This window comes from Streptomyces sp. NPDC059010, assembly GCF_042740355.1.
Lineage (GTDB): Bacteria > Actinomycetota > Actinomycetes > Streptomycetales > Streptomycetaceae > Streptomyces.
The window spans coordinates 73202-85664 of sequence record NZ_JBHYJA010000028.1; the positions used below are offsets into that span (position 1 = coordinate 73202).

Sequence of the window (12463 nt, forward strand, 5' to 3'; positions counted from 1 at the left end):
CGAACAGGCGGAGGAGACTCCTCATGCACACCCGCAGACTCCGGCGCACCCGGCGCCGACGCCTTGTGTTCTCGTCCCTGGCCGGGCTCACCGCGGCCGTCTGTATCGGCGTCGCCGGCGTCGACCGGTCCCAGGCGGCCCCGGACCCGGGCGACGCCGCGCCGGTCGCGGCGACCGATCCGCAGGGCCCGCCGCAGGACGACTTCGCGTCGGCGTTCGCGTACTCCCTGGCCCATCCGACGGCCGTGCCCTCCGGCGCCAACGACTTCACCTGCCGCCCCGGCGCCGCGCATCCGCGTCCCGTCGTCCTGGTGCACGGCACCATGGAGAACCGCTACGACAACTGGGCGGCGCTGGCCCCGCGGCTCAAGGAGGCCGGGTACTGCGTCTTCGCCCTCAACCACGGCGGCACCTCAGGCCCGCTGCTCGGTACCGCCGACATGGCCGCCTCGGCCCGGCAGCTGGCGGACTTCGTCGGCCGGGTCCGGTCCGCCACCGGCGCCGCGAAGGTCGACCTCGTCGGGCACTCGCAGGGCGGCATGATGCCGCGCTACTACATCAAGAACCTCGGGGGCGCGGCCGAGGTGGACAAGCTGGTCGCGCTCACCCCGTCCAACCACGGCACCACGTTCTCGGGCCTGGGCCTCCTCGCCCTGGTGATCCCCGGCGGCAACGAGGTTCTCGGAGCAGGCTGCAAGGCGTGCAGTCAGCAGCTCATCGGCTCGGACTTCCTCAAGGCGCTCAACGCGGGCGGCGAGACCGACCCGGGCGTCACCTACACGGTGATCACCACCCGGTACGACGAGGTCGTCACCCCGTACACCTCGGCCTACCTCGACGCGGCCCCGAACGTCACCAACACCAAGCTCCAGGACGTGTGCCCGGCCGAGTCCACCGACCACGTCAACATCAGCTACAGCGCCCTGGCCTCGCGCCTGGTCCTGAACGCGCTCGACCCCGCCCACGCCCAGCGCCCGACCTGCTGAGGCACTGCGCGGTCACCTGTCCGTGCGCGGCTCCGCGCACGGACAGAGGGCGCGTTCAGTACTTCTTCGCGCCCGCCACGATCGCCTCCCGGATGCGGTGGTACGTCCCGCAGCGGCAGACGTTGCGGATCTCGTCCAGGTCGGCCTGGCTGATCTCGCGGCCCTCCTCGCGGGCCTGGCGGACCTTGGCGACGGCGGTCATGATCTGGCCGGGCTGGCAGTAGCCGCACTGGGCGACGTCGTACTCCAGCCAGGCCTCCTGCATCGGGTGGAGTTCGCGGCCGACCGTGGCGGGCAGGCCCTCGATGGTGGTGACCTCGTCGGTGGGTTCCAGGTTCTTCACGGGGACCGAACAGGGGTTGAACGCTCTGCCGTTGATGTGGCTGGTGCAGGCCTGGCAGACGCCGAGGCCGCAGCCGTACTTCGGGCCGGTGACGCCCAGGACGTCCCGCAGCACCCACAGCAGCCGTACGTCGTCCTCGATGTCCACGGTCACGGACTCGCCGTTGAGGATGAAGGTGTGTTCGGGCACGATGGCTCCTAGAAGGCGCGGTTCAGGCCGTCGGTGGGGGACGCGGGGATCGGCGGAGTGGTGGGCAGCGGCTCGAAGCCGAGCGGTTCGCCGTGGTTGAGGGGGAAGGTCGTCGGCATCGTGCCCGTCGCGCGTCCGTAGGCGCAGGCCACCGCCGCCATCGCGCCCGCGACCGCCAACTCGCCTGCTCCGCCGGGTGTTTCGGTGGTCGTCGGCATCACGACGATCTCCAGCTCCGGCGGGGTGTTCCACTGGCGGGTGTAGAAGTAGTTGTCCCAGCTGCCTTCCTGGAAATGGCCGTCCGCGAGATGCAGCCCGGAGCTCAGGGTGATCGCGATGCCGTCCATGATGCCGCCCATCATCTGGGCCTCAAGGCCACGGGGGTTCACCGCCAGGCCCACGTCCACGGCACACACGACCTTGGTCACGCGCGGGCCCGTGTACGCGTCGGGGATCTCCCGTCCCGTGGTCTCGGGGCGGCAGTCGATCTCGGCGAGGACCGCGACGTACGCGTGGTACTCGGGGTGCAGCGCGATGCCCTGCGCCGTCCCCGTCGGCATGCTCCGTCCCCACTCCCCCACCTCGGCGACCTTGTCGAGGACGGCCCGTGCCCGCTCGTCCTTCAGGAAGGACCGCCGGAACCGGTAGGGGTCCTTTCCCATGCGTCTCGCCAGCTCGTCCACCACCAGTTCCTGAGCGCACCGCACATTGGGCGAGTAGATGTTGCGCATGGAGCCGGTGTTGAAGCCCTTGTCGGTCTCGCTGAGGAGTTGGGTGACGACGCCGAAGTTGTAGGGGGTCTGCTGGGTGAGCGTGAAGATCGTCTCGGAGAAGGTGAGATCGCCGACGGGCAGCCGGGCCGCCTCGGCCGTGATGATCTCGCCGACGCCGTGGCCGAAGTCGGTGGCCACGGAGGTGTGGTGCTGGTCGTAGGTGAGCACCTGGCCGAGGGCGTGGGTGGCGCGCACCCGGGAGGTGGACATGGGGTGGGTGCGGCCCTGCCGGAAGTCGTCGGTGCGGTGCCACATCAGCCGGACCGGCTTGCCCATGGCCCGCGATACCTCGGCGGCCTCGGCGGCGGCGTCGTGGAAGAGCTTGCGGCCGAACGAGCCGCCGCCCTCCGTCACATGGACCTTGACCGAGGTCACCGGGAGGCCGAGCTTGAGGGCGATCTCCTCCTGCGCGACGATCGGGGACTTCAGGCTCGCCCAGATCTCCGCCGAGTCCTCGCGTACGTCGGCGACGGCGCAGTTGGTCTCCAGGGCGCTGTTGCTGGCGAAGTGGAAGGTGAAGCGGGCGTCGACCGACTTGGTGAGCAGGTCGAGGCCGGGGAGCGGGAGTTCGGCCTTGCGGAGTTCGGCGCGGACGGTGTCGTCGGTGGCGCCCTCGGCCGTTCCCGGACCCCAGGTGACCTTGAGCGCGCGGACCGCGTCGATGCACTGTCCGAAGGTGCGGCCGCGCACCGCGACGCCGGTGGAGACGCGTACGACGTCGGTGATGCCGGGCATGGCCCGCACGGCGTCCAGGTTGTCGACCGAGCGGACGGTGCCGTTGATCGTCGGCGGGCGGCACACCATGGCCGGCAGGGCGCCCGGCACCTGCACGTCCATGGCGAACTTCTTGCGGCCGGTGACCGCGTCCAGCGCGTCGATACGGCCTCGCGGGGTGCCGATGACCTTGAACTCGGCGGGCTCCTTGAGGGTGACGGGGACCTGGCCGGTGGCGTTCGAGGCGGCCTTCTCGGCGAGTTCGCCGTAGGTGAGGCTCTTGCCGGTCACGGTCGAGGTGATGACCCCCGCCTTGGCGGTCAGGGTGTCGACGGCCTCCCCCAGTTCCAGCGCGGCGGCCTTCAGGAGCCGGCCGCGTGCGACGGCCGCCGCCACCCGGATCGGGGTGAAGGTGGAGATGGTGGTGTTGGAGCCGCCGGTGAGCTGGTTGAAGAGCAGCTCGGGCCGGGCGTCGGCCAGGGTGACGTGGATCTTCTCCAGTGGGAGGCCCAGTTCCTCGGCGATGAGCATGGCGCTGGAGGTGGTGATGCCTTGGCCGACCTCGGCGCGGGGCAGGGCGAAGGAGGCCGTGCCGTCGGGGTCGAGACGGATGGTGATCAGGTTCGCCGTGGGCAGCGCGGCGTGGGTGAGCATGTCGTTGAGGTCGTAGATCTCGGCCGGGCCCGGCACCGAGGGGACCGCCGCGGCCGCCTCGGTGGGCACGAGGAGCGCCTCGCCCAGCGGGGCCGCCACGGTCAGGGTGGAGGCGGCCACCACGTATCCGAGGAATCCGCGCCGACTGACGCCCTCCGTGACGACGGACGCAATGTCCGGCCGCTCCGGGTCGTGGTGAGCTCCCATCGGCGGCCTCCCGAAGTCAGGGCCATGCGGCCGTGCATGGCGGTTCCTGACTGTGCACGGCCCGCACGCGTTCCGGAAGATCCCCGCAGCTCTTCCACACGCAACACCCACAACACGGCTCACCTGTGAAGCGCCGGGTGGCCGGTTGTGGCCGCCTCAGAGCTTCAGCGTCGCCACCGCGGAGACGATGACGGGTGCGATGGGCCGGCTCGGCGCCCTGAAGCGGCACCGTGAGGGCGTCCTGTTCGGTCCGCAGAGCGTGCTGGAGGGCGACTTCGTCGGCGCCCGCCTGGCGCACGCCCTTCTGCGCGGGTGCAGATCAGGACGGGCCCTCACGGTGGATCCGCGCTCGGGGAGCTGATCAGCGTGCAGATCCCCGAGACGGCTCTCGGCCGACGGCCGGCGCCGCCGCGCACGCGCCGGAGCCGCAGGCCGTCAGCCACTGGTCGAAATCGGCGTCGTACCGGGTGCCGATCTCGGTGGCGTAGACGGCGTAACCGCCGGCGTAGTCGCCTGCCCGGAAGCGGGCGAGCATCCGCTGGACGTCGGCCGGGTGCTTCTCGAACATGTAGCGGACGGCGAGGTAGCCCCACGGGTAGGTGCGGGTCACGTCGCTGTTGGCGTACGTGTTCTGGAACAGCGTGCTGAGCCGGTACGTGTGCCTGCCCGCCTCCGTGACGGCCTGGTCGTAGGTGACGCGGCGGTAGCCGTAGGAGACGTACTCGGCCACGCCCTCGATCCACCAGACGTCCGGCACCGAGGTCTGCTGGGCGAAGTCGCCCTTCATGTCGTAGCGGGCGTCGAGGTAGTGCGTGTACTCGTGGTTGAGGTTCCAGATCCGGGCGGCGTGCCCGGTGTCCTGGCTCTTCTGGTACATGACCGCGAACGGCCGGTTGGCGGAGTCCTTCGGATCGCCGATCACGGTCATGCCGCCGTTGTCCGTACTGATGCCGAAGATCGCTCCGGCGTACGTCCGGTAGTCCTGGGCGCTGGTGAAGACGGCGAAGTCGAGGGTGGACAGGTACTGGCCCGGGATGGGTCCGTCGTCCTTGACGATGTCGTGGAGGTAGGTGTCCTGGCCCAGCACGCTGGCGCACGCCGCGGCGAGGTCGGCCGAGGTGAGCGACTGCGCCCGGATGGTGCGTGTGGCGTCGCAGTCGTGGGTGATCGGCAGGGCCGCCCGCTTCAGCTGGCCGGACAGGTCGCAGACGCCGTAGTAGGCGCAGTTCGCGCGGTCGTAGGCGTCGGCCTGCGTCGCCACGGCCACCCAGAGTCCGGCCGTGGGTCCGGTGATCCGGGACGAGTCCAGCAGCTGCTTGGCCCGGGGGCGGACCGTGGGCTGCAGCGCCGGGTGTTGGACGTAACGGCCCAGGTTCATCCCGGCGTTGGAGGTGAGGTAGGCGCGGTCGGTGCCGAGCAGGTCCAGATGGCCCAGCGCGAACGTCTGGAGGGTCTGGATGACGGACGGGTCGGCGGTGACCGCCTTGACGTAGTCCGGGTTCCAGTTGCCGCGCCACAGCGGGGTGTAGACGTTGTTCACGGCCACGAGCATGATGCGGATGGCGTCGTAGGAGCTGTTGTAGGCGTTCAGCATCCGCTGGTAGACCCGCAGATAGCGGGCCTGCTGGTCGGCGCTGTCGGTGAGGATGACGACCTCGCTCAGCACGGCGCCGTTCGCGGCCGTGACGTCCCCGGAACGCGGGCGGGCGAAGAAGGTGTCCAGGCCCCGGGTGGTGTTCCGGGCCAGGGACGCACCGTACGGGCCGACGTCGGCCGGGTGGTTGAACTGCACGAAGTAGCCGGCCCGCAGGAACAGCACGAGTTGCAGCACACGGGAGGAGTTGTCTCCGCCGTAGGTCCCGGCCGTACTCGTGAACGCCTGCGCGATGCTGATCATCTGGGGCTCGCGGAAGACGGCGCGGGCGTCCGAACCCGTCACCGAGAACAGGGTGTTGACGCACTCCGTGGTGGAGGCCTTCACGAACGCGACGAGTGCCGCGCCGGTCCTGCCGCCGAAGTCGCCCGGAGTGCAGGAGAACTTGTCCCGGACGGCCCCCGCACGCGACGGTGTCGCGGTGGGCGTCGCTGTCAGGGGCGGGAGTTGGGCGGGGGTGAGGGCCTCCTTCTGTACGGCGGTCCGGGCGCCGGAGGTGGCGAGTGAGCCGGTCGGGGACGGGGGCGCCGCGGCTTTCCGGGGTGGGGTCACGGAGGCGGTGGGGTCGGTGCCCGGCGGGGGTGCCGCGAAGGCGGGAGTCCACAGCAGGCCGGAGAGCGTTGCGCAGACGGCGAGTGCGCCCAGCATGCGTCTGGGCAGCACGGAGCGGTAGCGCATCTGGATTCCTCATTCCTGAACGGAACGGATGGGGATGCGCCTCGGAGGGGTGCTGAGGCGTAACAGGCACTGTCCCAACGCCCATCCGCCTCAACAATGGTGTGTGACATAGCACATTGCGCTGCGGAGCCATAACGCCGGGCGGGCCGCCGTTCGCGCCGCCTATGTCTTCGACACACTCCAGGTGCGCGCCGCCCAGTCCCTCAAGTGCGGGGAGTGCGCGGCCAGTTGGCGGTAGGCGACGGTGGCGCACTGCAGGAGGGCGTCGGCCGTGCGCTCGGTCACCGCGTCACGCCGCCAGGCCAGTACGTAACGGCACCACAGCGGTGTACCGGTCAGCGGTTTGATGACGACCTGCGGGATCGGCCGTGTGGTCGCCTGGACGATGGCCACGCCGAGGCCGTCGGCGATCATTCCCTGCAACTGGAGCCGGTCGCCCAGGAATTCGTGCACCGTCGAGGGGGTGAAGCCGGCCGCGGTGCAGGCCGCGTAGAAGACCCCGGGCCATCCGGCCCCGTCGTCCGGCGTCACGAACCACGCCTCCTCGGCCAGATCGGCGAGCGAGATCTGGGCGCGGCGCGCGAGCGGGTGGCTGGACGGCAGCGCGACGAAGTTCGGCTCGGTGACGATCCCGCGGTGGGCGATCGTGTCCGGGTGCTCCAGTTCCCTGCCGGGGTAGTCCGCGGCGATCGCGGCGTCCACCGCGCCGTCCTGAAGGAGTTCCACGATGCGCGAGGAGGCGTACACACTGCTCACGGAGAGCGAGACGTCCGGGAGTCTGGCGCGGACCCCCGAGACCATGCCCGCCAGCACTGGGGAGTTCGTCGCCGCCACCCGCAGGATCCGGCGCCCCGACGTCGGGCCGCCGGCCGGGCGGCGGCCGATCATGGCGGCCCGGGCCAGCACGTCACGGGCCTGGCCGACCACCTCGGCACCGTACGGCGTCGGCCGCACCCCGCTCGGTCCGCGCTCGAACAGCGGCTCACCGAAGTGCCCCTCGATGCGCCGGAGTTGGGTGCTCACGGCGGGCTGTGAGTACCCGAGGTCCGACGCGGCCCGGCCCACGCTGCCCGCGTCGGCGACCGCACACAGCACCCGCAGATGCCGCAGCTCAAGTTCCACGTGTCACTCCCCCCATCCGCATTTCGCCTGAATTACCTCAATGTCGGGCATCTTGCCTTACGCGAGACCCCCCTTTGAAGGACAGTCGCACCCTGCGGTTAGCATATGAGCGCCTCCTAGCTCGAAAGATAGGCCTGTGACTGTCAACGACGACTCGTTCACCAACTGGAAGAACCGCGAGGAGATCGCGGAGTCGATGATCCCGATCATCGGGAAGCTGCACCGTGAGAGGGACGTCACCGTTCTCCTCCACAGCCGCTCCTTGGTGAACAAGTCGGTGGTCAGCATCCTGAAGACCCACCGGTTCGCCCGGCAGATCGGCGGCGAGGAGCTCTCGGTCACCGAGACCCTGCCGTTCCTGCAGGCCCTCGCCGCGCTCGACCTGGGCCCGTCCCAGATCGACCTCGGCATGCTGGCCGCGGCGTACAAGGCCGACGACCGCGGGCTGTCCGTGGAGGCGTTCACCGCCGAGGCCGTCGCCGGCGCCACCGGCGCCAACAAGATCGAGCTTGGCGAGGGACGCGACGTCGTCCTGTACGGCTTCGGCCGCATCGGCCGGCTCGTGGCCCGCCTGCTGATCGAGAAGTCCGGCTCCGGCAACGGGCTGCGGCTGCGCGCAATCGTCGTGCGCGGCGGCGGCGATCAGGACATCGTCAAGCGTGCCTCGCTGCTGCGCCGCGACTCCATCCACGGCCAGTTCCAGGGCACGATCACCGTGGACGAGGACAGCAGCACGATCTTCGCCAACGGCAACGCGATCAAGGTGATCTACGCCAACGACCCGTCCGAGGTCGACTACACCGCGTACGGCATCAAGAACGCCATCCTCATCGACAACACCGGCAAGTGGCGCGACCGCGAGGGCCTGTCCACGCACCTGCGCCCCGGTATCGACAAGGTCGTGCTGACCGCGCCGGGCAAGGGCGACGTCCCGAACATCGTGCACGGCGTCAACCACGACACGATCAAGCCGGACGAGCAGATCCTGTCCTGTGCCTCCTGCACCACCAACGCCATAGTCCCGCCGCTGAAGGCGATGGAGGACGAGTTCGGCGTGGAGCGCGGCCATGTGGAGACCGTCCACTCGTTCACCAACGACCAGAACCTGCTGGACAATTACCACAAGTCCGAGCGTCGCGGCCGCAGCGCCCCGCTGAACATGGTCATCACCGAGACCGGTGCCGCCTCGGCCGTCGCCAAGGCGCTGCCCGACCTCAAGGCGAAGATCTCCGGCAGCTCGATCCGCGTCCCGGTGCCGGACGTCTCGATCGCCATCCTCAACCTCCAGCTGAAGCGCGAGACGAGCCGCGAGGAGGTCCTGGACTACCTGCGCGACGTGTCGCTGACCTCGCCGCTGCGCCGCCAGATCGACTTCATCACGGCGCCCGACGCGGTCTCCAGCGACTTCATCGGCTCGCGGCACGCCTCCATCGTGGACGCCGGCGCCCTGAAGGTCGACGGCGACAACGCGATCCTCTACCTCTGGTACGACAACGAGTTCGGCTACTCCTGCCAGGTCATCCGAGTCGTCCAGCACGTCTCCGGGGTGGAGTACCCGACCTTCCCCGCACCGGCCGTCTGATCCGGCGCGTCCGACCCGTCCGCCGCCGCCGCGCTCCCGCGCGGGTGCGGTGGGCGGGTCGCTGTCGTGGCGGCGGTCGCCCGCCGCGCGGTCAGTGTCCGCGGAACGCCTCCTCCAGCCACCAGGACCCGCGGTCCGCGACCACCTTGGCGTCGATGAGCAGCGGCGCCGACCGCGGACCGGCGACCCAGTCCACCACGGCCTTCAGGTCGGCCCGCGTCCGAACGGTCACCGCCTCGAAGCCATAACCCCGCCCCACGGCCGCGATGTCCGTCGGCGGGAAGCGCACGGTGTCCAGCGGATGCCCGTCGGGACCGAAGTGGTGCACCTCGGCGCCGTACGCCTCGTCGTCGTACACGACGACCACCATGGGCAGCCCGAGCCGCCGCACGGTGTCCAGCTCGGCGGCGCCCATCAGCGCGCCGCCGTCCCCGAGCGCGGCCACCGGCAGCCGGTCCGGGCGGGCCAGCGCCGCCCCGATCGTGGTCGCCAGGCCGAGCCCGATCGACTGGAACGCCTGCGTGAAGCAGAAGCCCTGCTCGTCCGGCACCGACAGATACGCGCTCGGGTAGCCCATGAAGTTGCCGGAGTCCACGCCGACCACCCGCTGCGCGGGCAGGATGTCGTCCAGCGCGATGCTCAGGGTCCGCGGGTCGATCCGCTCACGTGTGCCGGTGTCCTGGTACGGCACGTCCCGCAGGCGCACGCGGGCCGCGATGGCCGCGCCGTTCTGCGGGCTCCGGTAGCCCTGCCGCCGCTCACCGGCGGTCTCGGTCACCCGGTGTGCGGTGAGCTTGACGTCGCCGGTGACGCCGAGGTGGACCGGCCGGTGCGCGCCGAGCGCGGACGCCTCGTCGTCGACCTGTACGACGACGGTGTCGGCGCCGATGAGGCTGCCGTGCCGCATGGTCCACATGTTGAGGGCACAGCCCCAGCCGACGATCAGGTCGGCGCCCCGGATCAGTTCGGAGGCCAGAGGTGAAGCGAAGCCGCCGGAGATGTCCAGGGACCAGGGGTTGCCGTGGAAGAGGCCGCGGGCGACGGCCGAGGTCGCCAGGAGGGCGCCGCAGCGCTCGGCGAGCGCCTCCAGGGCCTCCCGGCTGCCGGGGCCGCGTGCTCCGCGTCCGGCCACGAAGACCGGCCGCCGGGACTGCCCGAGCAGTGCGCCCAGGGCCGTCGCTTCGGCCGCGTCCGGCTCGACCGCGGCCCGCTCCTCAGGGGGCGCGACCTGTGCCATCGCACCGTCGGGCACCTCAAGCGCCTGCACCGGCAGCGGGAGGCCGAGCAGGACGGTGCGCCGCTCCCGCACCGCCAGCCGTACCGCCGCACAAGCCTGCTCGACCGCTTCCTCGGCCGAGCTGACCCGCACCGTGGCCGCGCCCACCGCACGGGCCAGCGCCTCCTGGTCGACGTGGAAGTTGGACCTGGGTTCGGTCACCTCGGCCGCGAGCACGACCAGTGGCGTACGGCTCTTCGCCGCCTCCGCGATCCCGGTCATCGCGTTCGTCAGGCCGGGCCCCTGGTGCACGCTGACGGCCGCGACCTCGCCTCTGGTGCGGGCGTACGCGTCGGCCATGGTCGCCGCGCCGCCCTCATGGCGTGCGGCGACGAACCGTGCGCCGGCCGCGACCATGGCGTTCGTGACGTGGAAGTTGCCCGATCCGACGACCCCGAAGACCTGGCCGATCCCGGCCGCGCACAGCGCCCGGCCGACCGCTTCCGCGACCTTCATCGGCGCTCCACCAGTGCGAGCACGCGCGCGGGGGCACCGGAGCCGGTGACGATGGGCAGCGGCCCGGCGATGACGACCGCGCCGGTCGGGGGCAGCGCGGCGAGGTTCTGCAGCTGGGTCAGGCCGTACTTGTCGCTGCCCATGAGATAGGAGTGGCAGGGGTAGGCGGGGTCGAAGGAGTGGGCGCCCCCGGCGTCCGTGCCCACCGTCTCGACGCCGAGGCCGATGACCGGGGCCTCCTCGGCGACCCAGCGGGCGCACTGAGCCGACAGGCCGGGGGTGTGCGGGCCGTTCTCGTCGGCGTTCAGGAACGCCTCCTGGGAGTGCGAACGGGCGTCCCAGCCGGTGCGCAGCAGCAGCCAGCCGCCCTCGGGCAGGGGGCCGTGCTCGGCCTCCCATGCCTTCACATGGCCGATCTCGACCAGGAAGTCCGGGTCCTTGGCCACCTCGGCGGTGAAGTCCAGCACGGCCGCGGGGGCGATCAGCCGGCCTGCCGGCACGGAGGCCACGTCGGTGAGGTCCTTGCCGGTGACCCAGTGGTTGGGGGCGTCGAAGTGAGTGCCGGTGTGCTCGCCGCTGCGGAAGTTGTTCCAGTACCAGGCCGGGCCGCGGTCGTCGTACCGGCTGATCTCCTCCAGCTCGAAGACGGCCGTCTGCCCGAACTGGGGCGGCAGTTGGAGCACCGGTGTCGACGACGACAGGGGCGAGGTGAGGTCGACGACTTCGATCGAGCCGCCGCGCAGGGCGGAGACCAGCGCGGCAAGGACGGACGGTTCGGGCATGGGCGCCTCCTCGGTGGGTGCTGCAACCGACAGCATCGCAGGCCGATGTGACGGCTGTTCAGAAGGAAGCGGCCACGCATTCGGCCACCCAGGCCAGGAAGACCCGCACCTCGTCGGCGGGCAGGGCGGTCGCGGCGGTGCGCGAGGGGCGTTCGTAACTGCGCAGGGCTGCCTGCAGAAGTGGCCGGAAGCGTGGCTCGGACGCCGCGACCGACCGCGCCGCCCGGCGCTTGGCCGTCCAGTGGCCGGTGCGGCAGTACTGCACGGAGCGGCAGCCGTTGAGGACGCGGTTGTCGGCGAGATGCCCTTCGCCGGTGCTGTGTTCGCGGACCGAGGCGCGGATCGCGGTGAGCACGTCGGCGCGGGCGGGTTCGGCGATGGTCTCCCGGGCCGGTCTGCCGTACAGCGCGCGTCCGGCCTGATGGGCGACGGAGCGGTCGATGACGTACCAGAAGGCCGGGGATTCGGCCGGGTCGAGGCTGACCCGTTCGGGCAGCAGCGGTCCGGTGTTGAGGTCCAGCAGGTATCCGGCCCCGCCGGCCGGCCGGGCCGCGAAGTCCTCGTCGTAGACGACCAGTTCCAGTCCGGCCGCGGGGCAGGGCAGCGCGGGGTGGGCCAGCGCGGCGGCCAGGTCCGGCAACGCCCGCTCGGGGAGGGACGCGTCCACGACGACCGTCACATCGGTGTCGCTGCGCCCGTGCCGGTAGTCGCCGAGCGCGACGGAGCCGACCGCGACGACGCTCACCAGGTGGGGTCCGCAGACGGTGCGGGTGCGGCGGACGAGCTCCTCCAGGTAGGGGCGCAGCTCGGCGGGGACGGAGTGGGGGTCGGTGAGCGTCCGGGTCATGGGGTCAGTGTCGCGCAGGCCGGAAATCGACGATTGCCCGAGAACATCCGCGTCGCGTGACGTCCCGTGTCTCGCGGTGCATGGAGAATCAAGCCAATGTCGGCGGGCGGCGCCTCGGCGCGAAGGAGGCTCCCCCGGCCCTTGCGGGGTTCACGCCCCCTGCGATGCCATGCGCATATGCGCCCCAGACAGCGCTTTCA

Annotated in this window: 10 protein-coding genes; 3 read left to right on the forward strand and 7 right to left on the reverse strand. The window is 71.1% G+C overall.

Annotated elements, in window-relative coordinates:
• The first annotated feature begins 23 nt into the window (after nucleotides 1–23).
• A complete protein-coding gene (locus tag ACFWYS_RS28180; protein ID WP_384774654.1) occupies nucleotides 24–986 on the forward strand; it encodes an esterase/lipase family protein in 963 nt (320 codons plus the stop codon).
• 55 nt (nucleotides 987–1041) lie between these two features.
• On the opposite strand, the gene ACFWYS_RS28185 is transcribed toward ACFWYS_RS28180, so the two are convergent.
• A complete protein-coding gene (locus ACFWYS_RS28185; RefSeq protein ID WP_384774657.1) occupies nucleotides 1042–1518 on the reverse strand; it encodes a (2Fe-2S)-binding protein in 477 nt (158 codons plus the stop codon).
• 8 nt (nucleotides 1519–1526) lie between these two features.
• Complete coding sequence (locus ACFWYS_RS28190) at nucleotides 1527–3866, reverse strand: molybdopterin cofactor-binding domain-containing protein (protein WP_384774660.1); 2340 nt, start codon at nucleotides 3864–3866, stop codon at nucleotides 1527–1529.
• A gap of 187 nt (nucleotides 3867–4053) precedes the next feature.
• Here ACFWYS_RS28190 and ACFWYS_RS28195 point away from each other — a divergent pair, with 187 nt between their 5' ends.
• Nucleotides 4054–4227 (forward strand): hypothetical protein, encoded by a 174-nt coding sequence (locus ACFWYS_RS28195; RefSeq protein WP_384774663.1) that lies wholly within the window; start codon nucleotides 4054–4056, stop codon nucleotides 4225–4227.
• On the opposite strand, the gene ACFWYS_RS28200 is transcribed toward ACFWYS_RS28195, so the two are convergent.
• Both ACFWYS_RS28200 and ACFWYS_RS28205 read right to left on the reverse strand, forming a co-directional pair.
• Nucleotides 4228–6198, reverse strand: coding sequence for a collagenase (locus ACFWYS_RS28200; protein ID WP_384774666.1), 1971 nt, complete (start codon nucleotides 6196–6198; stop codon nucleotides 4228–4230).
• 162 nt (nucleotides 6199–6360) lie between these two features.
• The gene (locus ACFWYS_RS28205) at nucleotides 6361–7320 is read right to left on the reverse strand and encodes a LysR family transcriptional regulator (protein WP_384774668.1); all 960 of its coding nucleotides are present in this window, start codon (nucleotides 7318–7320) and stop codon (nucleotides 6361–6363) included.
• Nucleotides 7321–7456: 136 nt separating this feature from the next.
• Here ACFWYS_RS28205 and ACFWYS_RS28210 point away from each other — a divergent pair, with 136 nt between their 5' ends.
• Nucleotides 7457–8902, forward strand: a complete 1446-nt coding sequence (locus ACFWYS_RS28210; RefSeq protein ID WP_384774671.1) for a glyceraldehyde-3-phosphate dehydrogenase — start codon at nucleotides 7457–7459, stop codon at nucleotides 8900–8902.
• Nucleotides 8903–8993: 91 nt separating this feature from the next.
• Here the strand turns inward: ACFWYS_RS28210 and ACFWYS_RS28215 are convergent, their stop codons facing one another.
• The 3 genes from ACFWYS_RS28215 to ACFWYS_RS28225 are packed head-to-tail and all read right to left on the reverse strand — an operon-like array spanning nucleotide 8994 to nucleotide 12263.
• Nucleotides 8994–10634 (reverse strand): thiamine pyrophosphate-binding protein, encoded by a 1641-nt coding sequence (locus tag ACFWYS_RS28215; protein WP_384774674.1) that lies wholly within the window; start codon nucleotides 10632–10634, stop codon nucleotides 8994–8996.
• Nucleotides 10631–11416, reverse strand: coding sequence for a cyclase family protein (locus ACFWYS_RS28220; RefSeq protein WP_384774677.1), 786 nt, complete (start codon nucleotides 11414–11416; stop codon nucleotides 10631–10633). The genes ACFWYS_RS28215 and ACFWYS_RS28220 overlap by 4 nt, the downstream gene beginning before the upstream one ends.
• Nucleotides 11417–11474: 58 nt before the next feature.
• Nucleotides 11475–12263, reverse strand: a complete 789-nt coding sequence (locus tag ACFWYS_RS28225; RefSeq protein ID WP_384774680.1) for an aminoglycoside adenylyltransferase domain-containing protein — start codon at nucleotides 12261–12263, stop codon at nucleotides 11475–11477.
• Nucleotides 12264–12463 lie beyond the last annotated feature (200 nt).

Excerpts from the sequence above, each read along its gene's own strand:
- ACFWYS_RS28180 (WP_384774654.1), top strand. The coding sequence starts at position 24 with ATGCACACCCGCAGACTCCGGCGCACCCGGCGCCGACGCCTTGTGTTC.
- ACFWYS_RS28190 (WP_384774660.1), bottom strand. The coding sequence starts at position 3,866 with ATGGGAGCTCACCACGACCCGGAGCGGCCGGACATTGCGTCCGTCGTC.
- ACFWYS_RS28195 (WP_384774663.1), top strand. The coding sequence starts at position 4,054 with ATGACGGGTGCGATGGGCCGGCTCGGCGCCCTGAAGCGGCACCGTGAG.
- ACFWYS_RS28200 (WP_384774666.1), bottom strand. The coding sequence starts at position 6,198 with ATGCGCTACCGCTCCGTGCTGCCCAGACGCATGCTGGGCGCACTCGCC.
- ACFWYS_RS28215 (WP_384774674.1), bottom strand. The coding sequence starts at position 10,634 with ATGAAGGTCGCGGAAGCGGTCGGCCGGGCGCTGTGCGCGGCCGGGATC.
- ACFWYS_RS28220 (WP_384774677.1), bottom strand. The coding sequence starts at position 11,416 with ATGCCCGAACCGTCCGTCCTTGCCGCGCTGGTCTCCGCCCTGCGCGGC.
- ACFWYS_RS28225 (WP_384774680.1), bottom strand. The coding sequence starts at position 12,263 with ATGACCCGGACGCTCACCGACCCCCACTCCGTCCCCGCCGAGCTGCGC.